A 24,877-nucleotide genomic window follows, 5' to 3' on the forward strand; every position below is an offset into this window, starting at 1 on the left:
CCCGAAAAAAGCGGCCGTCGCTGCTGCGGTTGCCCGTGCCAAGGCTCGCAAGGCGGAGCAGCAAGAACAAGAAAAAAATGAGGAAAATTAACTGTGGCTTTTAACATCGCAAGCTCTCCCCATGCCCACAGTCGCCGCAGTACAAGCAGCCTGATGCGTACTGTGATTCTATGTTGCTCACTGGGCGTTGCCGCCCAGTGGTACTTCTTTGGCTGGGGCGTGCTAATCCAGATAGCATTGGCAGGTATTGTTTCGGTCATGGCAGAAGCACTAGTGCTAAAACTACGCCACCGTCCTGTTGTCCCTTATATTCGCGACAACAGTGCCTTGCTAACCGGTGTCCTTATCGGACTTTCAATCACACCTCTGGCACCGTGGTGGATCACAGTTATCGGCTGTCTTTTTGCCGTTATCATTGCCAAACATCTGTACGGTGGACTAGGTCAGAACCTGTTCAACCCAGCAATGATCGCCTATGTGGTGCTGCTGATCTCATTCCCTCTGCAAATGACGACCTGGCTGCCGCCTTCGTCACTTTCTGCTGAGCCACTGAGTATCGCAGATGCCCTATCGGCTATCTTTACCGGCTTCACCACTGATGGCTTCAGTGTCCATCAACTACGCCTGTCTGTCGATGGCGTCACAATGGCGACACCGCTAGATACGCTCAAGACATCACTGACAACGGGTCATACCGCAACTGAAATCCTGTCTGGTCCAGTATTTGGTATCGTCGGGGGGATCGGTTGGGAATGGGTGAATCTCGGCTTCTTGATCGGTGGCCTTATTCTTCTGAAGCAGCGTGTTATCCAATGGCACATTCCGGTTGCCATGCTTGCGGCACTGTTCGCCTTCAGCTCAATTGGCTTTTTGGTCAGCCCAGACAGTACAGGCTCTCCGTTGTTCCACCTATTCTCGGGAGCCACTATGCTGGGGGCGTTCTTTATTGCCACTGACCCGGTTTCGGCCTCAACCACGGTAAAAGGCCGCTTGGTATTTGGCGCAATGATCGGGGCACTCGTATACCTAATCCGAACCTTCGGCGGGTTCCCTGACGGTGTCGCTTTTAGCGTGCTCATTGCCAATATGTGCGTGCCGCTAATCGATTACTACACTCGTCCACGTACGTTTGGCCACTAAGGAACAACCATGATCAATGCAATGAAAAAAAACGGCGGCATTTTGGCAATCTTTGCCTTGATGTCGACCTTGCTGGTTGCCCTTACCCATGTAATGACGGCCGACAGAATTCAAGAGCAACAACAAAAAGAGCTGCTCAAGGTACTCAACCAAGTCATTCCGGCAGATAGCCATGACAATGTACTATTCAAAAGCTGTACTTTAGTGCAGAACGAGCAATATCTTGGCACCAGCAACCCGATGCCTGCCTACATTGCCAAAAAAGACGGGCAAGACACAGGTATCGCCATAGAAGCTATCGCACCAGACGGTTACAGCGGTGCAATCAAACTGATCGTGGGGCTTGATAAAGCCGGCGTTGTTAGCGGTGTACGAATCCTAAGCCACAACGAAACGCCTGGACTGGGCGATAAAATCGAAACACGCGTCAGCGACTGGATCTACAGCTTCACCGGCAAGCGTATTAATGGCGACAAGGATCCCCGCTGGGCCGTTCGCAAAGACGGCGGCGAGTTTGACCAATTCACCGGTGCGACCATTACACCACGCGCAGTTGTCGGGGCAGTCAAAAAAGTCGCCCTGCTTTACCAACAGCAGCAAGCCCAGCTCTACAGCCAGCCGCTGAACTGTGAGGGAGAGTAATCATGAATAAAGAATTGATGAAAAATGGCCTGTGGGTCAATAACCCAGCGATAGTCCAGCTTCTCGGGCTCTGCCCGCTGCTGGCCGTCTCTTCGACCGTAACCAACGCCCTTGGTCTCGGTCTGGCCACCACAGCCGTGTTGGTAGGCTCAAACCTAACAGTCTCTCTGGTACGTCAATGGGTCCCTTCTGAGGTCCGAATCCCGGTTTTCGTGATGATCATCGCGGCGCTGGTGACCTGCGTACAATTGCTCATGAATGCCTATACGTTTGGCCTGTACCAGTCATTGGGTATTTTCATCCCGTTGATTGTAACCAACTGCATCATCATCGGCCGGGCAGAAGCCTTTGCCTCGAAAAATGATCCTGTACCCGCTCTGCTAGATGGCTTGTGGATGGGACTCGGCATGACCGCTGCACTGGTTGTGCTCGGCGCGATGCGTGAATTACTCGGAAACGGTACGTTATTCGATGGTGCAGATCGCCTGCTGGGCGATTGGGCCTCAGTACTGCGAATTGAGGTCTTCCACTTCGACAGCAGCTTCCTGCTTGCAATTTTGCCACCGGGTGCTTTTATCGGTGTTGGCTTCATGATTGCGCTGAAAAATGTTATTGATAAGAACCGGGAACGTAAAGCGACGAAGCCAGATGATAAACCTGTTATCGAGCGCGCCCGAGTCACGACAACAAACTAAGTACGACACACGGTCAAGGATGGCCTGTAGATACTTATTACCCTAGCGGCTGGCACCACAGAGCGAGTCGCTAGGGTACACAATAACAATATTAGCCATACTGGAAGTCATATATGAATAATGAAAAACGCGTCCAGATCCTGGAACGTTTACGAGCACAAAATCCCCACCCTGAAACAGAGCTCAACTGGAGTACCCCGTTTGAATTGCTGATCGCCGTACTGCTATCGGCACAGGCGACGGATGTCAGCGTCAACAAGGCCACCGACAAGCTCTACCCCGTAGCCAATACCCCACAAGCCTTGCTTGATCTCGGCGTCGACGGGGTGAAGGAATATATCAAGACAATTGGCCTGTTCAATTCCAAGGCCGAGAATGTCATCAAAACCTGCAGAATCCTTGTCGAACAGCATGGCGGCGAAGTGCCGGAAAGCAGAGAGGCTCTAGAGGCCTTGCCGGGAGTAGGCCGAAAGACCGCCAACGTGGTACTCAATACAGCCTTTGGCTGGCCGACAATCGCCGTGGATACCCATATTTTCCGCGTATCCAACCGTACCAAATTCGCGGTGGGCAAAAACGTCGACCAAGTGGAACAAAAACTACTGAAAGTAGTGCCAAAAGAATTCAAAGTCGATGTTCACCACTGGTTGATCTTGCACGGCCGCTATACCTGCATCGCACGAAAACCCCGCTGCGGCAGCTGTGTGATTGAAGATCTGTGCGAGTACAAAGACAAAATCTACCCCGACGAATAAAACAAAACAGGCTACTTTTCAGTAGCCTGTTTGATTTTCACCATAATGCACAACAATACACTATTCGACCTTGCCAAAATATTCGGTCACAACGGCCTTATAGCTCTCATCGTCACTGGTAGGATCATTAAACTCAATGGAATAATACGGCATGATGCTGTCTTTGAGTTTCTCGGAAATTTGCATCCCAAGATTATCAACGCTCACCGTACTGGTCACCTCATATGTCTCAGCTCGATTAAGCTCCATCTCTTTGGCCTGCTCCACCGTGATCCGCTCAGCTTTTACCTCAGCAGCCAACACCTGAGTCACTTTGGTTACATCACTGTCAACAACAACGTCATTACCTGCAGCTACACTACCTGCCACCAGTAATGACCCTGTAGCCAACAGTGTCATCCATACTCTTTTTTCCATTGCCACTACCCTTCTTTTGATTTCGTTGCTATGTCTATTTCTTCCCTTCTAACTCTAGCCAGTTTATGGCGGTGGCAAGGTTCAAAAATTAGACTGTATAAAAATCAAACTAGTAGCAACAAAGCGGCAAATAAACTGTGTACGGTAAACTACATAACCATACGTCCCAGCGAGATCACAACCCGGCGGTTGCGGTTCTTACCAATCGGCGTTGAGTTATCAGCAATCGGGCGACGTTTACCGAAAGCATGCACCTGAATTCGGTTTTTCGGTAATCCCATCGCCATGAAGTACTCTTCAAGCTTTTTGGCACGCTTATCGGAAAGCGCCTGATTGACATTTTTGCTCCCCGACGAATCGGTAAATGTAGCCACCAGCACCAGATCGACATCATCGCTATAACGTACGAAGTCCGCAATCTGTGCCAATCTCTTCTGCGAAGATTTATTTAGCTCTTCACTGTTAATATCATAATGCAAAACGGTAAAGGCGATATCATCAAAGCTGTAAGGCAACAGATTATTAATACAGGTACTAAATTGGTTATAAGCAGACTGGAAAGCCACCGCAGACAGCGCGACATCAATCCGCTTATCACTATGCTGCCAATCCTGATAACTAAACGTCGGATAACGGCCGACCTCTAGCTCCGAAAGCATTGACCATGAGGTTTGTCCACCTACGTAACCATTGAACTGCTTAAAAAATTTCAGTTGGGTAATCGGCTCCGCGGCTTCACCGGGCATCCAACGCGGCGGCATGGAAACCAAGCTCACGTTGCGGGTCTGACCCATAGGCCGTTTCATCTTCAGCTCAAAATCCAGATTGATTTTCTTACTGGCACGAGATGTAAACTGAGCCTCTCCAAAATTGGGGATGGTATGAAGCATACGGCATTCAAGTGGCGTATCGACTGCAACCTTCCACTGTGAAAGTTCAGGTTGCGCTACATAATTCACTTGCGAGGCATACACCGATCCCGCTGCCGCTAGGAATAACACAGCCATCGTGGAACGAAAAAAAGGGTTAAGGGCCATAAAACACTCACTGTATGCCTAAATCAATCATCTGCGTGCCGGATTAACCTCTCTATCTTGGTGATCAACGGGCTAACGCTTGGCTATTGTATCGTAAAAAGCGGAAAAAACTTTAGTTTATGAAGACATTTCTTCCCAGAGGTTTAGGTGAGGGGGCGAATCTGCGATAATAGCCAATTGTCTTTTTTTCAGCACAGTCTTATGAGCCAAGATAACGAACTCAATACTCTAAAACGTCGCTTTCGCGGCTACTTCCCCGTCGTCATTGACGTCGAGACCGCAGGCTTTAACGCAAAAACCGATGCACTGCTAGAGATCTGTGCCGTCACGCTCCAGATGGACGAGGAAGGCTGGATCAAACCCGCGACAACCATGCATTTTCACATCACCCCGTTTGAGGGGGCGGTGATCCACAAAGAAGCATTGGAATTTAACGGTATCCGTGACCCATTTAGTCCGCTACGCGGTGCGGTGTCAGAAGAAGCCGCATTAAAAGCGATCTATAAGCAGATCCGCAAAGAGCAGAAAGACACTGGTTGCTCACGCGCAATCATGGTTGCCCACAATGCTAACTTCGATCACAGCTTCGTGATGGAAGCCTCAACCCGAGCCAAGCTCAAGCGCAACCCTTTCCACCCATTTGCCACCTTTGACACCGCAGCACTGAGCGGCTTGGCCTTCGGCCAGACTGTTCTGGCCAAAGCCTGCACGACCGCAGGGATCCCGTTCGACAATAGAGAAGCTCACTCTGCACTTTATGATACCGAGCGGACAGCAGAGCTTTTCTGTGAGATTGTTAACAAATGGAAAACATTAGGTGGCTGGCCACTTATTGATAATCAAACAGAAGACACTGACGGCAGCGTTTAATTCAAACAAAGAACAACTCATCAGACCTCTGACCAAGCCTAGATAAAACGGGCTTGGTCACAGTTTGAAACAAACATATCAGCCGATTTAAACGTTTAATTAAAACATTCCTTAATTGAACGGCGAACAATAACGCTATTTCTTATAAAACAACATGTTACACTAGGTTAACATTTCTAAATCCTCGCCATATACTGCTTCCATCTGTTTCATACAACGTCTTGGCAACGCAGTTTTAACATCGTGAGCTGGCTATTCTGCCGCCGTTACCTATTTTGTCCGAAACATATCGAGATAACGGCACCAAGGCGCACCGGTGAAGCAGGTTTCATTTGTTTTTCTCCATGGATTGAAGAACGAGAAGCAAATCAACCTAAGAGGTACCATAATAATGTCCAAAAAAATCACCTACACTGCCCTCGCCGTCTCAGCTGCCCTTCTTAGCCTACAAACTCAGGCGGCTGGCTTTCAGGTCAACGAGCACTCTGCCTCAGGCCTAGGACGCGCATTTGCTGGCGAGGCTGCGATTGCAGACAACGCATCGGTTATTGCCCGTAACCCGGCCGCCATGACCCGTTTCGACCGAATCGAAATTTCAGGCAGCCTCTCTTTTATCGAACCATCCGTCGATATTGAAACCGTCGGCTCCTCCCCGGCACAGCAATACAATGATGTTGCGCCAATCGCCTTCGTACCCGCCGGTTACTTTGTCATGCCAATCAATGACCAGTTAGCCTGGGGTGTTGGCATGTTCTCCAATTACGGCTTTGCCACCGACTACCCGACCAATGCAAACTTTGGCGCATTAGCCGGCATGACAGATCTGCTGACTCTCAATGTCAATCCAAGTATCGCATGGCAGATCAACGACCAATTTAGCGTGGGTGCCGGTGTTTCTCTCGTCTATGCCGATGCAGAGCTCAACCGCCACTTTGGTAGCCTAGCTCCACTGTATGGCACAACACCGGATAAAACACTGCTCAACCTACAAGGTGACACATGGGAATTTGGCTGGAATATCGGTGCCTTGTGGGAGCTTAACGAAAATAACCGCTTCGGCCTTAGCTACCGGGCAAAAGTCGACCTCGACTTCGATGGCAAATTTACCGACTATTCAGGCACCGGCGTAAGCGGCTCAAACCCGATGGCACCAAAAACCGTTGACGGAAAACTCTCCGTACCCCTGCCTGCGATTGCAGAATTTGGCGGCTTCCACCAGCTCAATAATCAATGGGCTATCCATTACGGTGTCCAGTGGACCCAGTGGAGCGACTTTACCGAGCTCAAAGCCACCAGTGAGGACTGTATTAACAATACCTGCCTGCTAAAAGAAGAAGAGTTCGATGACAACTACCGCTACTCTATCGGTGCCACCTATACCCTTTCCCAAGAGTGGGAATTGCGGGCCGGTTTTGCCTTTGATGAACAAGCTGGCAAGGCAACCCTCAGCATCCCAGATACGGATCGCTACTGGTACTCAGCAGGCTTCACTTACACCTATAGCCCTGATCTCACCGTTGATGTCGGCATCACCTACCTATACGGCAAGAGCAGCCACTTCAAAGAAGAATACGTAGACATGCGTGAATATGACTTCTACGCCAAAAACTTCGCTTGGCTCGGCGCCGCCCAGCTCAACTACCGCTTCTAACCATTTGAGCTGAATAGGAATAAGGACATCAATATGAACAAGACATTACTAGCAATCCTAATCGGCGCCTCGCTGACCCTTGCCGGGTGTGGCGACGATACCAATATGGGCGGGGAGCCTACGCTGGATCCTTCCATTGGTGAGAGCCTGAAAGCCGAAACCAAAATCAATTTCGATTTGGTCAGCGACCCAAGCAACCCAATCATCGTAACCCCAACTTACTTGGCCATGGACTCTGCCGACGGCACGATCAAGACAGATGGAGATGTCGGCATGCCGGGTTACTCAACCGATATCGCCGATCCGTCAATCGCTCTCGGCAAAACGGATGGCTGGAGTACCAACCAGCCAATCATCATTGAATTCACGGGCAATGATCTGGATCCGACCAGTGCGGCAGCTGGCTTCTACCTACTGGAAACCGGTGATCCAACATCATCAGACTACGCTAATATTCCTCCCGTTCCATTAAGTGCTGCCGCTGGCGACTTTTTGGTGACGGCATCAGGCAAAAAACTGATTGTCACCTTGTTGAAGCCACTCAAACCGGCTAGCCAGTATCAATTTGCCGTGACTTCCGATCTCAAAGATAGCAAGGGCAATCCAGTGGGCATGAGCAAGACCTATGCCCTGCTCAAGTCAACATCCCCGACCCCTGATGCTGCCCTTGAACCCGCCCAGCAACTGGCACACCTTGGCGAAGCCACCTTTGCCGCTATAGGTGTCGACAAGGACAAGATCATTTTCTCCAACTGGTTCACCACCGCTTCTGCCGGCGATGCCATGTACGCCGCCAAAGCCGCCACGGCGCTAGCACTGAAAAACGGGGCAGAAAACGTCTGGCAAGGCACCGCAATTAGCAGCGATGTCCAACCAGCCGAACTCGACAAGCTATTTACCATGAGCGTCAACTCGGAGACTTCCGCCACTCCTGCCGGCAACCTTGTTATGACCGGCACCGTCTCGCTGCCATACTACCTCGAAAACGATGCGGCAAGTTTTGCTTCGACACCTTGGCAAAGTGCAATGCCGAGCTTGGCAGCTATCACGTTCGTACTGGAAAATGGCTCTGATGCCGACAAGTCCATCGTCATGGCCAAACTGACCGAGCTAGGGATCACCCTTGAGGATTTGGCTAACATCGCAACGGATCCAGCCACCCAGCTGCGCGTCCTGCCTTTGCTAACAGGCCAGCAAATCATTCTGTCCAACGGCAAACCGCTCGATGAAGAACGCCTGATCACCCGCTATAGCCCTGTGCCGATGCTCAAATCAGTTGAGGATGTGGAATACACCCTGATCCTGCCGCAAAATGCGGCCTGCCAGAATGTAGCGGCCAACACGGTGACTATTTTCCAGCATGGTATTACGTCTAACAAAGAGACCCTCAAAGAGAGCACATTGCCTGATGAACTGATTGGCACGGACTGCCGGGCGATATTCGCGATTGACCTGCCTTTGCATGGTACGCGCGGGATCGAAATTCCGGGACAAGGTATGGTCAATGCGTCTGACGACCCAAGTATCTACCTGAACTTGAAGTACCTTCCCGTGGCTCGTGACAACGTCCGCCAGAGTGTTACTGACCAAATCAACCTACGCGCTGCCATCGGCCGTCTGTTCATTAACATTGCGGCAGGCAACGGTGGTGCAATGGGCCCCCTCGGCTGGCTGAACCCGGCACAGGGCGTGGACTTTGTCGGCCACTCACTCGGTGCTATCACGGGTATCGATCTCGGCTACGTGGCCAACCGTACCGTCGACCCTGACAGCGACCCTGTACTGTTCAACATCAACAAGCTTGCCTTGGCCAACCCCGGAGCAGGGATCCCATACCTACTACTGGAATCCAAATCATTCGGCAACTTCGTCAAAGGCAGCCTGCTTGCTGCAACCAGCAAAGAGTTTGCCGCCGTATGCAAAGACCCTGGGCTAGTTGAAATGACAGTGTGCTATGGCCTGTACGAGAAAAGTCTGGCTGATAACGGTAGCGAGGCGTCACTCACCCAGCTTTCGACTATCTATGGACTGTTCAGCGAATTCGCGTTCGCTTCCCAGACCATCCTCGATACTATCGACCCTCTCAACCACGCACCGCTGGTAAGTGACAGCACTCCGGTCTATCTCTCGCTCACTGAGGGTGACGCGACGATTCCGAACGCGCTCGATCCAACCGCAACGGTCGCAGGCACAGAGGTACGTAAACCTTACTCACCGTTCGGCGGAACACTGAATCTGATATCAGATAGCCAACTGGCTCTAACGCCTACTACCGCATCGGTGTCAGGCAACGGCCCGGTCAAGGCTGCCGCCTTCTTTACCGTTGGCGATCACTCCAGCTTCATGCGGGAGACATTCGGTGCCACCGGCAAGCCTGCCACCACCGAAATGCAGGGACAGGCTGCCAGCCTTCTTGCCGGTGACGGTACTGTCTTGACGGTGACGAATGATTCGATTCTGACGACCACCCTGTAACAGGCACACATGAAAACAAGGCCAGCCGATCAAGGCTGGCCTTTCTTTTATACAGAGCCGTAAACGCGGTAACCTCGCAATACCTGCAGCCTAAGACTTATCTCCAACCTGATAAAAATGACGTTCCCCTGTGTCTTCAAAAGACTGATGCCAGCACACTATGAAAATGCTGTCTTGAGATGACTTGAGTATATAGCGGTCGTTTGCACTCATTTTATGAGCCCAAGCCCAATTATTAACAGACTGCGCATCCAGCAAGAGCAAATATATGCCCGTACAACTTAACAACAGTTAGGATGGTAAAAAGCAATAGGTTGCGGCGAGGCACGCAAAAACGCAGACATGGGGAATGGAAATTCCCAATCGGAATGAAATTTTTCCTCGACTTCTGACAAATAATAAGGAAACTGGAGAGATTAGACAAAACAGTTCAAATATATAAGAAACATCACACTTATGCGCTTTACAAACAGCAGTAAATGTGACTTCTTGCAACATAACACAACGGACGGATCTTAGTTTATGAACCCTGTAGTAATCTCGGTTTGCGTTATGCTTTTGCTCGCATTGATGCGGGTAAATGTCGTCGTTGCGCTAACCTTCAGTGCCATTGTTGGCGGCCTTCTTGGCGGGATGCCTCTTTCAGAAACCATTGCTGCTTTTGAAGGCGGCCTTGGCGGTGGTGCTACCACAGCACTTAGCTATGCGATGCTGGGCACCTTCGCGGTTGCGATCTCCCGCTCTGGTATCACCGATGTTCTAGCACAAAAAGTTATCAAACGTATCAGCGGCCATGAAAATGCTGCTGCAGCCACTGGCGTAAAGTATTCTGTTCTAACTATTCTTGCTCTGCTAGCCATTTCTTCTCAGAATGCTATTCCAGTTCACATTGCGTTTATTCCAATTGTGATCCCGCCCCTACTTCATGTTTTCGCCAAGCTGAAAATTGACCGCCGCATGATTGCCTGCGTACTGACATTCGGCTTGGTTACCCCATATATGGTACTGCCTATTGGCTTCGGCGGGATCTTCCTGAACAACATCCTGCTTAAAAACCTGCACGACAATGGCCTTGATGTCAGCGCCTCGCAAGTTCCTTACGCAATGCTTCTGCCAGCGCTTGGCATGGTCTTCGGCCTGCTCGTCGCTATCTTCTTTAGCTACCGCAAACCGCGTGAGTATTCGGAGGAGAAAATCCTGGCTTCCGAACCTGAGCGTAAAAGCATCGATATGCGCCATGTTTACATTGCCATACTGGCTATTATCGCGGCGCTCGGCGCACAAATTTTCAGTGGCTCCATGATCGTGGGTGGCCTGATGGGCTTTATGGTGTTCACCTTCGGCGGCGTCATCAAGTGGAAGGAAACCCACGATGTCTTCACCAAGGGTGTCCACATGATGGCCATGATCGGTTTTATCATGATTGCGGCAGCTGGCTTTGCCGCCGTAATGAAAGCCACTGGCGGCGTTGAAACTCTGGTTAACTCATTGGAATCCATGATCGGCAATAACAAGCCACTGGCAGCGTTGCTGATGCTGGTTGTTGGCCTGCTCGTAACGATGGGAATCGGCTCGTCGTTCTCGACCATTCCAATCCTTGCGACTATCTATGTACCGCTCTGCCTCAACTTCGGTTTCTCGCCAATGGCAACGATTGCCATCGTAGGTACCGCAGCAGCATTGGGTGATGCAGGCTCACCGGCGTCTGACTCCACCTTGGGCCCAACATCTGGCCTGAATGCAGACGGCCAGCACGAACACATCTGGGATTCAGTTGTACCGACATTTATCCACTACAACCTGCCCCTGATCGCCTTCGGCTGGATAGCATCCATGGTGCTATAACGTAATAGGCAGGCCACGGCTTACCGCCGTCTCTGAACCATAAAAAAGCCCCGGCCAGTTGGCCGGGGCTTTTTCATTCATTTGCATCTGGCTTACTGCTGCTTTTTGCAACCAGCAAGGCTTACAGGGAATTACTCTGCAGCCGCATCACGGCGCTCGGCCGCTTCTTTTACCAATGGCTGTAGTTCGCCTTTCTGGAACATCTCGATAATGATGTCACAACCACCGATCAGCTCGCCTTCAATCCAAAGCTGAGGGAAAGTCGGCCACTGAGCGTAAGCTGGTAGCTCAGCACGGATATCTTGGTTCTGCAGGATATCGACATAGGCAAATTTCTCACCACATGCCATCAGCGCTTGCGCCGCCTGAGAAGAAAAACCACAGCTTGGCAGTTTTGGGGAGCCTTTCATGTACAACAGAATTGGGTTTTCAGCGATCTGTTGTTTGATTTTGTCGATAGTTTCCATAGCTTCCTCGTAGGACTGTTGCTTTAATACTTTTCATTTTACTGTGCCTGCCTCTATAAAGACAGACCTTATGTTGACACATTGTTTCATCCAACTTTTTTTGACGCAAGGCTTTTAATAAAGAAAAAACTTGCTAAAATGGTTTCACAGTCACAATTCATTCATCAATAACAGGTTATAGTTAACCAGTAATAAAAGATGAAGTGACATTAGTCAGTTTCAAAGAATAAGTTGGCCCAAGCCAACTGGAAGCAATGTCGAGGGGTTACCCCTAACCAATATGGAGAATCGAGCAATGGCATTCGAACTACCAGCTCTACCTTACGAAAAAAATGCACTTGAGCCACATATCTCTCAAGAAACGCTTGAGTACCACCACGGCAAACACCACAACACATACGTTGTTAAGCTAAACGGTCTGATCGCTGGTACTGATCTGGAAGAAAAATCACTAGAAGAAATCATCAAGACTTCTACTGGCGGTATCTTCAACAATGCAGCTCAAATCTGGAACCACACTTTCTACTGGCACTGCCTAGCGCCAAACGCTGGTGGCGAGCCAACAGGTGACGTTGCAGATGCAATCAATGCGGCATTCGGTTCTTTCGAAGAATTCAAAGCAAAATTCACCGATGCAGCAATCAACAACTTCGGTTCTTCTTGGACTTGGTTGGTGAAGAAAGCTGACGGCTCTCTAGATATCGTGAACACCTCAAACGCAGGTACTCCACTAACAGAAGAAGGCGTAACACCGCTACTGACTGTTGACCTGTGGGAACACGCTTACTACATCGACTACCGCAACCTACGCCCTGACTACATGAACGGTTTCTGGGCGCTGGTAAACTGGGACTTCGTTGCGAAGAACCTAGCCGCCTAATAGCAAATCGTGATACCCGTCTTGTAACGGGTCATGAAAATAGAAAAACGCCTGCTGTTGCAGGCGTTTTTATACCAATCACCGTCTGCCATTGGTCATAAGTCGCATTGGAAAAATAGCAGCTTTAAAAAAACACCGATACATGTACCGGTGTTTTGATCGGATATTAACCTGCTTTTACTTAGCGTTTTTCAGCAAGAATAATGCGCAGCGTACGGCGCAACGGCTCTGCTGCACCCCATAGAAGCTGGTCACCTACCGTAAACGCATTGAGGAAATCATCACCCATCGCCAACTTACGCAGACGACCAACCGGCACAGATAGCGTACCCGTTACTTTTGTCGGGCTCAGTTCTTGTACTGTCGTATCACGATCGTTCGGGATCACTTTGACCCAGTCGTTGTGAGAGGCAATCATTTCTTCGATTTCATCCATCGGTACCGCTTTTTTCAGCTTCAAGGTCAACGCTTGGCTGTGGCAGCGCATCGCACCAATACGGACACAGGTACCATCAATTGGAATTGGCTGGTTATCAAGCCCCAAAATCTTGTTGGTTTCAACGGAGCCTTTCCACTCTTCCTTGCTCTGGCCGTTATCACGCTTCACGTCGATCCACGGGATCAGAGAGCCCGCCAGCGGCGCACCGAATTCCTGTGATGGGAAGTCAGCAGAGCGCATAGCCTCAGCCACTTTACGGTCAATATCCAAAATTGATGTTGCCGGGTTGGCTAGCTCGCTCGATACCGCATCGTTAATCACACCCATCTGGCTGATTAGCTCACGCATATTCTTAGCACCCGCACCCGAAGCCGCCTGATACGTTTGAGAGGTCATCCACTCAACCAGACCCGCTTTATACAAGCCACCCACAGCCATTAGCATCAAACTAACGGTACAGTTACCCCCAGCAAACGTACGAGTACCATTGTGCAAGCCCTGAACCATTTGATCGTAGTTCACAGGATCCAACGCGATAATCGTGTCATCGGCCATGCGCAGCGTAGAAGCGGCATCAATCCAATACCCTTTCCAACCTGCTTGGCGAAGCGCCGGATACACCTTCTCGGTGTAACTGCCGCCCTGACAGGTAATAATTGCATCCAGTTTCTTCAATGCTTCCAAATCGAAAGCATCCTGAAGCATACCGGCATCCTTACCGAAGTTAGGTGCTGGAATACCAACCTGAGACGTCGAGAAAAAGACCGGCTCAATAACATTGAAATCGCCTTCTTCCACCATGCGCTGCATCAGGACTGAACCCACCATGCCACGCCACCCAACTAAACCAACTGTCATCATGTTCACAACTCTCCCTGCGTCATTGTCTATCGCTATAATTACAGCAAAGGGCCACCCCAAATGGCACAACATCTTTGCATGATATAAATATACCCAAATCACCTCCGGAAGCCCTGTCACTGTGCCTCTAAAAAGGTAGCTTGGGTATATAGCAATAACCGACCCCCATCTATAGTAATTTCAGCGCATAAAAACAAGTCTTTAATAGCAAAAAATCGTCAAAAAAATCACGCTAGCTATTGAATGTAAGCCGGCCTCTCTGCCTTTTCGCCCTCTACATCAAACCCTTTCTCAAGAGAAAATCGGTTAATTTTCGGGCTAGAACAAAAATAAAAGTTCTCGTTTTAGCCTCTAAACCTATGCAAAACAACCGAAAATCAACCGTAATTTAAAGTTTCCACCCAACCCGCAGTAATTTTCTACTGTCACTAATTTTGATCATTTCATCACAAATTGATAGCCTATGCCGTCCGCTTAATGCGGCATAAATAACTACTCAAATGCAATCACACATGACAAATCATCCACAAAACTGGATACATTTACGAAAGGTAACATATTTACAAAACAGACAGAAAACACCCAAAACACAACATCGACACTAAAAATTAACATCATTTTAAATAGTTAATATGTTTTTTTAAGCGTTTGGCTGTTCTAAATGGCAGCGGTCACAGAAAGGGACATTATCTATCGCAGGCTAGTTTCCGATCTTATACAGTAGCCGCGATTCGGTGCTTTGCCACGTGCCACATACCAATGTGTGCAGGCAAACTAGATTCGTACCCTATTCAGACCCCTGTGGTTAAGACAATTATTAGAATACGCCTCTGCCAAGAATGGCTTAAAGGGGCTTTGATATTTACAGGCTCGAACTTACAAGGTTAGAAGTATGAATAAACAGACTGTAAAGCTACCATCACTGACACAAGTTACTGTGGCACTTGGTATATTTCTAGCGATGGCATTTTCATTCACTGCCCAGCTAAATCTTCCGATCCAGCTTGCACTATACATCGGTTGGTTTGTCATCATGGTACTGGGTGTTAAACTCGGCCACGATTACAAGTCACTAGAAAAAGCAGCCACCAAGGGCATCGCCAATGGTCTGGGTGCCGTGCTTATCCTGCTTGCCGTTGGCGCACTAGTCGGTACATGGATCGCCGGCGGTATCGTTCCAACCATCATTTACTATGGCCTAAAAGCCATCCACCCATCCATCTTCTTACTGGCAACCATGCTGATCTGTTCCATGACAGCACTGGCTACCGGCACATCTTGGGGTGCGGCTGGTACTGCGGGTATCGCAATGATGGGGATCGGCCAAGGTCTGGGTATTCCAGCACCAATGACGGCAGGTGCCGTTCTGTCTGGCTGTTACTTCGGTGACAAAATGTCTCCGCTGTCTGACTCAGTTATCCTCGCCTCTTCAATGTCTAACGTTGAAATTGTTGAGCATATCAAAGGCATGCTACCGATTGCCCTGATCAGCTACGTGATCACCGGTATTCTATTTACCGCTGTTGGCTTCCACTATGCTGGCAACGTCGATATGTCTCAGGTAGAAAGCGTTATCGCTGCGATGGATCAACAGTTTGTTATCTCTCCATTCTCCTTTGTTCCAGTCATCGTCGTCCTTGCCCTGCTGGCAATGCGCATGCCATCATTCCCTGTGATCTCATTCGGTTCGCTGCTGGGTATTATCTGGGCTGTGCTGGTTCAGGATATGGATCCGCTAGCGGCATTCAACACTGCTTGGGCACCGTTCTCTATCAGCTCGGGTGTGGACTTCATCGACGCGATCCTAAACCGTGGCGGTATGTCTTCAATGCTGGGCTCTGTGGCTGTTATCGTCTTCGGTCTGGGCTTTGGTGGCCTGCTTGATAAAGTAGGTGTACTGCAAACTATCGCCAAGCTGTTCGAAAAACGCGTTAACTCTGCAGGCAGCCTGTCTGTATCGACCATTGCGACAGCATTCCTCGGTAACGTATTCGGCTCTGCCATGTACGTGTCGCTGATCCTGACGCCAAAAATCTGTGCGAAGAACTACGACCGTCTGGGCTTCCAGCGCAAGAACCTGTCACGTAACGCCGAGTTCGGTGGCACGCTGACATCCGGTATGGTGCCTTGGAGTGACAACGGTATCTACATGGCGAGTATCCTAGGTGTTGCTACCTTCTCGTACGCACCGTTCATGTGGCTCAGCTTTGTTTGTATCTTGGTCACCATCGTGACCTCCTATATGGGCTGGTTTGTCGACCGTTGTCCACCACAGGCTATTAGCGAAGAAGAAACCGACGAAGCGACAGCTGTTACACAGCAGCAAACCGCCTAATCAACCGTTTCTAACACCATACAAAAGAGCACCTTAGGGTGCTCTTTTTGTTTTAGAGATAGCAGAATTCTTATTGCAGCAAGAGTCTTAGCCTCCCGTCAGTATTCCATACGAACGACATCGTAGATCAGCATCCATCCAGCTCCCCCCTCCAATCTGCCACCGTTCCAATTCACGCTTTGTTTTTCGGGAAATTACTTTTCCCCCATAAGTTCATAAAAAAACATTAATAACTGAAATCCAATACCAACTGCAGAAAAACCAATTTAAATGTACCACCCAATGAATATTGAGTATTTTTTAAACAGGATAGGCTTAGCTCAGAACCTATTAATTTAACTATAAAAAATAATTTTTATTGTGAAAAACAAACATCATGATTATTAATCATTGTGAATAAGATATTAATGCAGATCCAGATCACAAATATTCACTTATTATCATTACGGGTTAGATTTCAGTAGCACATATTGACCCCAGTCAATTATTTAGTGGGATAAATAGCGACAATGACGTTGATTTCTATTTTTCAGCTGCGTTAACCACTTTTTATTTGTGAATAAATGTTAACAAAGCCACTTGGCCACTTGGCCTTTTGATTCCAAAGAGGTTATACATGAGCAATCCAGCGGAGCAGGGCCGCAAGGTGACAGTAGGCAGCTATATTGCCCTCGCCTTTGCAGTCGTTTTTTTCTCAGGTCTTCTACAGTCCAACCAGTGGTACGGTGTTTTTGACTTCACCACCCTAAACGGTTCGTTCGGTAGCCTAGTCCATTCGGTTAATGAAACAGCTGATGGCGTTCAGACAGCTAGCACCAGCATGCGCGGTAAAGGCGGTAGCGGTGCGCGCGACGGTTTTATGTTCGCCCTGACCCTGATCCCTACCGTTATGTTCGCATTGGGTATGATTAATGTACTCGAGCATTACGGCGCACTTGATGCGGCACGCAAGCTGCTGACTCCTCTGCTACGTCCTCTGATGGGTATTCCTGGTAGTACTGGTCTGGCCCTGATTGCCTCGCTGCAAAGTACTGATGCGGGTTCGGCAATGACTCGTCAGCTTAAAGACGAAGGCCACCTCAACAAACGGGAAACAGATGTCTTCACTATGTTCCAGTTCTCAGCCGGTGCCACCATTGTTAACTTCTTCTCTTCCGGCGCAGTTCTTTTCACCCTGTCTAACAGTGACGGTACCCCAGCGGTAACCTCGTCTATCGGTCTGGCTGTTATTGTTATGTTTGCCTTTAAGTTCGTCGGTGCCAACTTGTTCCGCGTTTACCTGAACATTACAGAAGGTAAAGAAGGCCAAGACGACAACAAAGAACTACAGAAGGAGACAGCATAATGAGCACTGCCAAGAAACCAATGGTTACCGATATTTTCGTTGAAGGTGCCAAGAAGGGCTGGGTTATCGCAACCACCTCGACCGTTCCTAACGTTCTTATGGCTTTCGTTATTATCAAAGCCCTGCAAATCACCGGTGCCCTTGACCTAATGGGTCAGGTATTCTCCCCAATCATGGCCCTATTCGGCCTACCAGGCGAAGCCGCTGCGGTACTTATTGGTGCGTGGATGTCGATGGGCGGTGCTGTTGGCGTAGTTATCTCCCTATTCGATGCGGGCATTCTAAACGGTGCACACATTGCGATTTTGGCACCAGCTATCTACCTGATGGGCTCTCAGGTTCAGTACCTTGGCCGTATCCTTGGCCCAATCGGTACTGAAGGCCGTTACATCCCAATTATGATTGCCATCTCTGTGCTTAACGCCTTTGGTGCAATGCTGGTCATGAACCTGTTTGTATAATTTCAAGTAAAGGAGGCCCAGTGCCTCCTTTTTCCTGTCGCTATTCACCCCATATTTCGGGGCACCAGGAGCTACTATGAGTTTTTCACTAGAACAATACCTAGACGAGCTACGTCCTCTTATCAACGTTGACTGCGGTACGCTGACCAAAGAAGGTATCGAAGTCATTGCCAACCAGATGGCTGAGAAATACACCGATCTGGGCTGGAACGTAAAACGCGTTGATTGCGGAATTGCCGGAACCGGCCTTGAAGTTCGCAACAAACCAGAAGCGGAAGAGATCGATGTGATGCTGATCGGCCACATGGATACCGTATTCCCTGTCGGTACGGCGGCAGCTCGCCCGATGACTGTCAACAACGAGCGCGCATACGGCCCTGGCGTTTCTGATATGAAATCTGGCCTGCTGAATATTGTTTACGCTCTGCGTAGCATGGATCAGGAAACACTGGACAAACTGTCTATCTGTGTTTGCATGAACCCAGACGAAGAAATCGGCTCTCTGCATTCAGAAGCATGGCTGAAGAGCGTTGCCGTTAATGCCAAGAACGTACTAGTTGCCGAAGCGGCCCGTGCCGATGGCTCACTGGTGAAAGCCCGTAAAGGCATGGCACGCTACCGCCTGACTTTCGCAGGTAAAGCAGCTCACGCTGGCAACGAGCCGCAAAACGGCCGCAGTGCTATCACCGAGATGGCTAACTGGATTCTGGCCATCAACAACCTGACCAACTTTGAAACGGGTACAACCCTGAACGTAGGTATCGTCAAAGGCGGTGCGGGTGCCAATATCGTACCTGACCATGCCGAAGCCGTTGTTGATGTACGTTTCTGGGACAACGACGAATACGCGGAAGCCGATGCTAAAATCCGCGCGATGACAGAAACCCCATTCGTTGATGGCGTCTCTATCACAGTCGATCGCGAAGCACACAAACCTTCGATGGTCCCTTCAGAGAAAACGGATGCCCTGATGGCGCTGGTTGAAGAGTCCGGTAAAGAACTCGGTATTGATATCACATGGCAATCTGTAGGCGGCGGCTCTGATGCCAACCTAACAGCAGTGCTTGGTATCCCTACGCTAGACGGCCTAGGCCCTATCGGCGCCGGTTTCCACAGCGCAGACGAATACTTGGATCTTGCTTCTATCGCTCCGCGTATCGAGCTATTGAAAAAAGTACTTGGCAAACTGGCAGGCTAATCCCCCAGCCTATTCAGTGTTCAGACATAAAGGGTGCCTATCGGTACCCTTTTTTTATACCTGCCATTATCTGTACTCCTCCTCAATACCATATACTGCATTTGAAATGCATGTTTATATTTAAAACACATGATCCTGATCAATGACGAGATGAAATAGGGGGACTATCCTCCTCTCTTATAAGTTGCACTATAAATACATCTTTAAGGAAGCAATCATGTCGAACCTAGCAATGTTCTGCCACCAGTGCTCTATGGCACAATCCGGGGGCTGCGGCAGCACTGGTAAAACCCAAGGCACCTGCGGCAAAGACGACACCTTGTCACGCCTGCAAGACATCATGATTTTTGGCCTGAAGGGCCTGTCTGCCTACCGAACACACGCCAACGACTTGGGTGCCGACACGAAATCTGTGGATGACGTCATTGCCGAGACCCTTTACTTCACCCTGACCAATGTTAACTTCAGCTTTGATCAGCATATTGCCCAGCTGATGAAAATCGGCGGCGCGGGTAGCGAAATGATGTCCCGTCTTGGCGAGGCCCATCATAGCCGCCTTGGCGTACCGACACCGGTTTGCGTTCCTCAGAACAAAGCGGAAGGCAAAGGTATTCTGGTAACAGGCCATGATCTCGATCTGCTAGAACGCCTGCTTATTGCCACCGAAGGAACCGGTATCAATGTCTACACCCACTCAGAAATGCTGCCTGCACACGGCTACCCGGAGCTACGCAAGTTCAGCCACCTGAAAGGCAACATCGGCAAAGCATGGTTCGACCAAAAGCAGCTATTCCAGAAATGGAACGGCACCATTATCGTGACCACCAACTGCATCGTGCCGCCAACGGGGCGTGCTGATTATGCCGATCGCCTCTACAGCTACGGTATCGTCGGTATCGACAACTGCCGCCAGCTTGGTGATGATTTCGCACCGCTCATCGAACAGACCTTGAGCCTGCCGGATATCGAAGGTTTTGACAGCGATGAAACCCTGCCTACCGGCCACAACTACAAAACCATTCTTGGCTTGGCACCGCAGATCCTCGACGCGGTTAACGCAGGCAAAATCAAGCAGTTCTTCGTGGTAGCGGGCTGTGACAAACCAGGCAAGGCCAATGACTACTTCCGCGAGCTTGCGCTATCGATCCCTGATGACTGCATTATCCTGACTTCGTCATGTGGTAAGTTCCGCTTCAACGACCACGATTTCGGTACGGTTCCGGGCACAGAGATCCCACGCTACCTCGATCTGGGCCAGTGCAACGACAGCTATGGCGCAGTCATGATCGCCCTTGCTCTGAGCGACGCAATGGGCGTGCCGGTCAACGAGCTACCGGTCAATATCGTACTGTCTTGGATGGAACAAAAAGCAGTCTTGATCCTGCTTGCCCTGTTCAACCTTGGTATCCAGAACATTTACCTTGGTCCAAACCCACCGGAGTTTGTCAACGAGGCGATTTTCGGCTTCCTTCAGCAGCAATTCAACCTGCACCTGACCGGTAATGCCGCAGACGATCTGGCTAAAATGCTAAACCCACAACCACAGCTTAACGTGGTAGAGGTATAACACCTCCCCCGGCCAGCCTCTGCATCCAGCCGGCTGGCCGAAACCGTACACCGCCGTTCCACCCCATATTCAACAAACCTACAGTGCCCGTTCGCTGGAGTAAGTCATGCCTATTGAACAGCAAAATGCCGCCTTGGCCTCCCCTGCCGATCCCGCAACATCCATTGCGACCGTACCGGTAATTGCCACAATGGACGGCAACGATGCCGCCGCCTCGATCGCCTACCGCTGCAATGAAGTGATTGGTATCTACCCAATTACCCCGTCATCACCGATGTCGGAAGCCTGCGAAGTCTGGGAATCACAAAACAAGACCAACCTATGGGGCCAGATTCCACGGGTTATCGAAATGCAATCAGAAGGCGGAGCAGCGGGCGCTGTTCACGGTGCCCTCATGGCAGGAGCTCTGGCAACAACCTTCACCTCATCGCAGGGGCTTCTGCTCAAGATCCCTAACATGTATAAAATTGCCGGTGAACTCACGCCGTTTGTCATGCACGTCGCCGCTCGAACACTGGCCACCCATGCCCTCTCTATTTTCGGCGATCACTCCGATGTCATGGCCGTTCGCCAAACCGGTTTTGCCATGCTTGCTGCTAGCAGTGTCCAGCAGGCACATGATTTTGCCCTGATCAGCCAAGCGGCAACGCTTGAGAGCCGTATTCCCTTTGTCCATTTCTTCGACGGTTTTCGCACCTCGCATGAAATCAACAAAATCAGCCTGATCGACGACAATACCCTCCGTGCTATGATCAATCAGCAACAGGTCGATGCCTTCCACCAACGCGGCCTGACACCGGATGCCCCAAGTATTCGCGGCACAGCACAAAACCCTGATACCTTCTTCCAGGCACGCGAAGCCGCCAATGGCTTCTACCAAGCCTGCCCAGGTATTGTTGCCGACCAAATGGCCAAGTTTGCTCAGCTGACCGGCCGCCATTACCAGCCATTCGACTACTACGGCCACCCAGAAGCACGCGATATCACGGTCGTGATGGGATCGGCAGCATCCACCGTCCAGCAGGCGGTTGACCACCAGTTGTCACTCGGCAAGCAAGTCGGTATGGTCAGTGTGAACCTGTACCGCCCGTTCTCACTGACGCATCTGATCGACATCCTGCCAACAACAATCGAACGCATCGCGGTACTGGACCGAACCAAAGAGCCGGGCGCGCCGGGCGAACCGCTGTATCTTGATATCGCCGCGGCCTTGCAACAGGCTGTCAGCCTTGAGCGCTACCCGCAGCTACCCGCCATTGTCGGCGGCCGTTATGGGCTATCATCAAAAGAATTTACCCCAAGCCATGCCAACAGTATCTTCGAGGCAATGGCAGAACAGCGGCTTTCACACGGCTTCACCGTCGGGATCACCGATGACATAAGCGGATTATCACTGCCTACCCCCGCCCACCTCAACACAGAGCCGGACAATCGACTCAAAGCCCTGTTCTATGGCCTTGGTGCCGACGGTACGGTCAGCGCCAACAAAAATACGATCAAGATCCTCGGCGAAAATACCGCACTGCATACTCAAGGCTACTTTGTCTACGACTCGAAAAAATCAGGCGGAATCACAACCTCGCACCTTCGAATCGGCAGCGATCCGATTGAAGCGCCATACCTGATTGAAAGGGCAAATTTCATTGCCTGCCACCAATATCAGTTCATTGACCGGTTGGAAATGTTCGAGAAAACCGCTCACGGGGCGACGGTGCTGCTCAACAGCCCTTATAGCGCAGATGAAATCTGGCAATACTTACCGCTGGAAGTTCAACAGGTTATTATCGACCGAGAGCTTCAACTTCATATCATCAATGCCGTCGAGCTTGCCCGTGAACTGGGGTTGAAAAACCGAATCAACACCATTATGCAAACCGGCTTCTTTGCCCTATCTAACCTAATGCCGCTCGAACAGGCCATCGACCAACTCAAGCAGGCGATAGAAAAAAGCTATGGCAAGCGTGGCCCGGCCATAGTGGCTGCCAACCATGCAGCCGTTGATGCCACGGTGTCAAAACTAGCCAAGGTTGCCGTCCCTGCACAGGCCACCAGCCTGCTCCGCCGACCGCCAATTGTCAGTGACAAAGCGCCTGACTTGGTCAAATACGTCAGCGCGATGATGATGGCCGACAAGGGTGATCACCTGCCAGTAAGTGCTTTCCCCGTTGATGGCACTTGGCCAACAGCCACCAGCCAGTGGGAAAAACGCAACATCGCCCAAGAAATTCCGGTATGGGAAGAGGATCTCTGTACCCAATGCAATATCTGCACATTAGTGTGCCCACACGCCGCAATCCGTGCCAAAGCCGTTGCACCGGGTGATCTCGCTGAGGCTCCGGATAGCTTCAAGCATACGGACTACAAGCAGCGGGACTTCAAGGGGCAAGCCTATACCTTGCAAGTGTCACCGATGGACTGCACCGGGTGCAACCTGTGCACCACCGCATGTCCTGCCAGCGACAAGAACAACCCGGCACGCAAAGCGATCAATATGGCACCCAAGCAGCCGCAATTGGCAGTACAACAGGAAAACTACGATTACTTCCTGTCGCTACCCGAACTTGAGCGCATTGATATCAAACGTATTGATGCACGCACAAGCCAATTGCTACAGCCGTTATTCGAATATTCAGGTGCTTGCTCAGGATGCGGTGAAACATCTTACGTCAAAATCCTTACCCAGCTGTTTGGCGACCGCCTGCTCATTGCCAATGCCACTGGCTGCTCGTCCATTTACGGCGGCAACCTACCAACCACGCCTTACAGCGTCGATAAGTTTGGCCGAGGCCCGGCATGGGCCAACTCACTGTTCGAAGACAATGCCGAGTTTGGCCTCGGTATGCGGTTGGCACTGGATAGCAAACGAAACACCGCGCTGGCATTGCTGGGTCAAGCCCGCGATATCGTACCGACCGAGCTGGTTGATCAAATAAACCATGACGCCTTCGATAGCAGTGAACAAAGTGTGGTACGCCAACGCAGCAATGTCGCCAAACTGAGAGCCATGCTGCCTTACTCGCACCGCGAACTGGACAGCAAGGCAGATGATCTCGTCGCAAAGAGCAACTGGATCGTCGGCGGCGACGGCTGGGCCTATGACATCGGCTTTGGCGGCCTGGACCACGTTCTGGCAGGTAGCGACAACGTCAATGTGCTGGTGATGGACACCCAAGGCTACTCCAACACCGGTGGCCAGCAATCAAAAGCAACCCCTACTGGCGCAGTGGCCAAATTTGCCACTCAGGGCAAATCGAGCAACGGCAAGGATCTCGCACTGAATATGATGATGCACGGCAATGTCTACGTCGCCAAGATTGCCCTCGGTGCCAACATGAACCACGCCATCAAAGCGCTGCAGGAGGCCGAAGCCTACCCAGGGCCTTCACTTGTGATTGCCTACTCTCCGTGTATTACTCACGGCTTCGACATGGCTGAAGGGGTGGAACACCAGCAGTTATTGGTTGATACCGGTTTGTGGCCATTGTTCCGCTTTGATCCGCGCCGGACTGAAAAAGGCCGTGCCGCCTTGCAAATGGATTCAAAAACGCCACGCAAAGACGTCGTTGAACTGATCAGCCGTGAGGGACGCTTCACCCAAATCCAACGCAAAGATCCGGCTCGCTACCAAGCCAACATACAGCGGTTACGCGATCAGGTTCAGCACAAACACCGCCTGCTTGAGCAACTTAGCCAGTGGACACCGGCACCAAACAACGATCCCGCTCAGGCATAACCCGTCACTGACTTAACAATGATTTGCCTGGGGCTCTGACCCCGGGCCTGAAACAACGAGGACA

At 50.5% G+C, this 24,877-nt stretch carries 19 protein-coding genes; 15 read left to right on the forward strand and 4 right to left on the reverse strand.

Translation table 11 applies throughout. The features are described 5' to 3' along the window. Nucleotides 1-93 precede the first annotated feature (93 nt). From rsxD to nth, 4 genes are all read left to right on the forward strand, one after another. On the forward strand, nt 94-1,140 hold the full coding sequence (gene rsxD / locus ABT56_RS16645; protein ID WP_047880036.1) for an electron transport complex subunit RsxD: 1,047 nt from the start codon (nt 94-96) through the stop codon (nt 1,138-1,140). Between the two features lie 9 nt (nt 1,141-1,149). Beyond that, a complete protein-coding gene (gene rsxG / locus ABT56_RS16650; protein WP_047880037.1) occupies nt 1,150-1,782 on the forward strand; it encodes an electron transport complex subunit RsxG in 633 nt (210 codons plus the stop codon). A 2-nt stretch (nt 1,783-1,784) separates the two neighbouring features. Next, nucleotides 1,785-2,477 carry an electron transport complex subunit E gene (locus ABT56_RS16655; RefSeq protein ID WP_047880038.1) on the forward strand — a complete coding sequence of 231 codons (693 nt, stop codon included), beginning with the start codon at nt 1,785-1,787 and terminating at the stop codon, nt 2,475-2,477. A 113-nt stretch (nt 2,478-2,590) separates the two neighbouring features. Beyond that, nucleotides 2,591-3,232: an endonuclease III gene (gene nth / locus ABT56_RS16660; RefSeq protein WP_047880039.1), complete on the forward strand. Its 642-nt coding sequence runs from the start codon at nt 2,591-2,593 to the stop codon at nt 3,230-3,232. 60 nt (nt 3,233-3,292) lie between these two features. Here nth and ABT56_RS16665 read toward each other — a convergent pair whose 3' ends face one another. Next, on the reverse strand, nt 3,293-3,649 hold the full coding sequence (locus ABT56_RS16665; RefSeq protein ID WP_240478340.1) for a hypothetical protein: 357 nt from the start codon (nt 3,647-3,649) through the stop codon (nt 3,293-3,295). 149 nt (nt 3,650-3,798) lie between these two features. Beyond that, the gene (gene motY, locus ABT56_RS16670) at nt 3,799-4,656 is read right to left on the reverse strand and encodes a flagellar protein MotY (RefSeq protein WP_047880148.1); all 858 of its coding nucleotides are present in this window, start codon (nt 4,654-4,656) and stop codon (nt 3,799-3,801) included. Nucleotides 4,657-4,887: 231 nt separating this feature from the next. Here motY and rnt point away from each other — a divergent pair, with 231 nt between their 5' ends. The 4 genes from rnt to ABT56_RS16690 all read left to right on the forward strand — a co-directional run bounded on the left by rnt (nt 4,888) and on the right by ABT56_RS16690 (nt 11,527). Next, entirely contained in the window at nt 4,888-5,556 is a 669-nt protein-coding gene (gene rnt / locus ABT56_RS16675) for a ribonuclease T (RefSeq protein ID WP_047880041.1), read from the forward strand. A 391-nt stretch (nt 5,557-5,947) separates the two neighbouring features. Further along, nucleotides 5,948-7,207, forward strand: coding sequence for an outer membrane protein transport protein (locus ABT56_RS16680; RefSeq protein ID WP_047880042.1), 1,260 nt, complete (start codon nt 5,948-5,950; stop codon nt 7,205-7,207). A gap of 33 nt (nt 7,208-7,240) precedes the next feature. Beyond that, nucleotides 7,241-9,682, forward strand: coding sequence for a VolA/Pla-1 family phospholipase (locus tag ABT56_RS16685; protein WP_047880043.1), 2,442 nt, complete (start codon nt 7,241-7,243; stop codon nt 9,680-9,682). Between the two features lie 522 nt (nt 9,683-10,204). Next, the gene (locus ABT56_RS16690) at nt 10,205-11,527 is read left to right on the forward strand and encodes a Na+/H+ antiporter family protein (RefSeq protein WP_047880044.1); all 1,323 of its coding nucleotides are present in this window, start codon (nt 10,205-10,207) and stop codon (nt 11,525-11,527) included. A gap of 131 nt (nt 11,528-11,658) precedes the next feature. Here the strand turns inward: ABT56_RS16690 and ABT56_RS16695 are convergent, their stop codons facing one another. Continuing rightward, nucleotides 11,659-11,994, reverse strand: a complete 336-nt coding sequence (locus ABT56_RS16695) for a Grx4 family monothiol glutaredoxin (RefSeq protein WP_047880045.1) — start codon at nt 11,992-11,994, stop codon at nt 11,659-11,661. Nucleotides 11,995-12,289: 295 nt separating this feature from the next. On the opposite strand from ABT56_RS16695, the gene sodB reads away from it, so the two are divergent. Further along, the gene (gene sodB / locus ABT56_RS16700; RefSeq protein WP_047880046.1) at nt 12,290-12,874 is read left to right on the forward strand and encodes a superoxide dismutase [Fe]; all 585 of its coding nucleotides are present in this window, start codon (nt 12,290-12,292) and stop codon (nt 12,872-12,874) included. 181 nt (nt 12,875-13,055) lie between these two features. On the opposite strand, the gene asd is transcribed toward sodB, so the two are convergent. Beyond that, on the reverse strand, nt 13,056-14,171 hold the full coding sequence (asd, locus tag ABT56_RS16705) for an aspartate-semialdehyde dehydrogenase (protein WP_157037888.1): 1,116 nt from the start codon (nt 14,169-14,171) through the stop codon (nt 13,056-13,058). An 895-nt stretch (nt 14,172-15,066) separates the two neighbouring features. Here asd and nhaC point away from each other — a divergent pair. The 6 genes from nhaC (at nt 15,067) to nifJ (ending at nt 24,813) form a co-directional block, all read left to right on the forward strand. Beyond that, nucleotides 15,067-16,509 carry a Na+/H+ antiporter NhaC gene (gene nhaC, locus ABT56_RS16710; protein ID WP_047880048.1) on the forward strand — a complete coding sequence of 481 codons (1,443 nt, stop codon included), beginning with the start codon at nt 15,067-15,069 and terminating at the stop codon, nt 16,507-16,509. A gap of 616 nt (nt 16,510-17,125) precedes the next feature. After that, nucleotides 17,126-17,854, forward strand: coding sequence for a nucleoside recognition domain-containing protein (locus tag ABT56_RS16715; RefSeq protein ID WP_047880049.1), 729 nt, complete (start codon nt 17,126-17,128; stop codon nt 17,852-17,854). Further along, nucleotides 17,854-18,315 (forward strand): YjiG family protein, encoded by a 462-nt coding sequence (locus tag ABT56_RS16720; RefSeq protein ID WP_047880050.1) that lies wholly within the window; start codon nt 17,854-17,856, stop codon nt 18,313-18,315. The genes ABT56_RS16715 and ABT56_RS16720 overlap by 1 nt, the downstream gene beginning before the upstream one ends. A gap of 76 nt (nt 18,316-18,391) precedes the next feature. Then, nucleotides 18,392-19,513, forward strand: coding sequence for a M20 family metallopeptidase (locus ABT56_RS16725; protein ID WP_047880051.1), 1,122 nt, complete (start codon nt 18,392-18,394; stop codon nt 19,511-19,513). Nucleotides 19,514-19,730: 217 nt separating this feature from the next. After that, nucleotides 19,731-21,080, forward strand: coding sequence for a hydroxylamine reductase (hcp, locus tag ABT56_RS16730; protein WP_047880052.1), 1,350 nt, complete (start codon nt 19,731-19,733; stop codon nt 21,078-21,080). Nucleotides 21,081-21,186: 106 nt separating this feature from the next. Beyond that, on the forward strand, nt 21,187-24,813 hold the full coding sequence (nifJ, locus tag ABT56_RS16735) for a pyruvate:ferredoxin (flavodoxin) oxidoreductase (RefSeq protein WP_157037882.1): 3,627 nt from the start codon (nt 21,187-21,189) through the stop codon (nt 24,811-24,813). Nucleotides 24,814-24,877 lie beyond the last annotated feature (64 nt).

Origin of the sequence: Photobacterium aquae, from assembly GCF_001029445.1 — a bacterium.
Lineage (GTDB): Bacteria > Pseudomonadota > Gammaproteobacteria > Enterobacterales > Vibrionaceae > Photobacterium > Photobacterium aquae.

What these genes read in the sequence shown, in the direction of transcription:
- ABT56_RS16715 (WP_047880049.1), top strand. Translation starts at nt 17,126, where the DNA reads ATGAGCAATCCAGCGGAGCAGGGCCGCAAGGTGACAGTAGGCAGCTAT.
- sodB (WP_047880046.1), top strand. Translation starts at nt 12,290, where the DNA reads ATGGCATTCGAACTACCAGCTCTACCTTACGAAAAAAATGCACTTGAG.
- rsxG (WP_047880037.1), top strand. Translation starts at nt 1,150, where the DNA reads ATGATCAATGCAATGAAAAAAAACGGCGGCATTTTGGCAATCTTTGCC.
- asd (WP_157037888.1), bottom strand. Translation starts at nt 14,171, where the DNA reads ATGACAGTTGGTTTAGTTGGGTGGCGTGGCATGGTGGGTTCAGTCCTG.
- ABT56_RS16685 (WP_047880043.1), top strand. Translation starts at nt 7,241, where the DNA reads ATGAACAAGACATTACTAGCAATCCTAATCGGCGCCTCGCTGACCCTT.
- hcp (WP_047880052.1), top strand. Translation starts at nt 19,731, where the DNA reads ATGTCGAACCTAGCAATGTTCTGCCACCAGTGCTCTATGGCACAATCC.
- ABT56_RS16725 (WP_047880051.1), top strand. Translation starts at nt 18,392, where the DNA reads ATGAGTTTTTCACTAGAACAATACCTAGACGAGCTACGTCCTCTTATC.
- ABT56_RS16690 (WP_047880044.1), top strand. Translation starts at nt 10,205, where the DNA reads ATGAACCCTGTAGTAATCTCGGTTTGCGTTATGCTTTTGCTCGCATTG.
- nhaC (WP_047880048.1), top strand. Translation starts at nt 15,067, where the DNA reads ATGAATAAACAGACTGTAAAGCTACCATCACTGACACAAGTTACTGTG.
- ABT56_RS16655 (WP_047880038.1), top strand. Translation starts at nt 1,785, where the DNA reads ATGAATAAAGAATTGATGAAAAATGGCCTGTGGGTCAATAACCCAGCG.
- nifJ (WP_157037882.1), top strand. Translation starts at nt 21,187, where the DNA reads ATGCCTATTGAACAGCAAAATGCCGCCTTGGCCTCCCCTGCCGATCCC.
- ABT56_RS16680 (WP_047880042.1), top strand. Translation starts at nt 5,948, where the DNA reads ATGTCCAAAAAAATCACCTACACTGCCCTCGCCGTCTCAGCTGCCCTT.
- nth (WP_047880039.1), top strand. Translation starts at nt 2,591, where the DNA reads ATGAATAATGAAAAACGCGTCCAGATCCTGGAACGTTTACGAGCACAA.
- ABT56_RS16720 (WP_047880050.1), top strand. Translation starts at nt 17,854, where the DNA reads ATGAGCACTGCCAAGAAACCAATGGTTACCGATATTTTCGTTGAAGGT.
- motY (WP_047880148.1), bottom strand. Translation starts at nt 4,656, where the DNA reads ATGGCTGTGTTATTCCTAGCGGCAGCGGGATCGGTGTATGCCTCGCAA.
- ABT56_RS16665 (WP_240478340.1), bottom strand. Translation starts at nt 3,649, where the DNA reads ATGGAAAAAAGAGTATGGATGACACTGTTGGCTACAGGGTCATTACTG.
- ABT56_RS16695 (WP_047880045.1), bottom strand. Translation starts at nt 11,994, where the DNA reads ATGGAAACTATCGACAAAATCAAACAACAGATCGCTGAAAACCCAATT.
- rnt (WP_047880041.1), top strand. Translation starts at nt 4,888, where the DNA reads ATGAGCCAAGATAACGAACTCAATACTCTAAAACGTCGCTTTCGCGGC.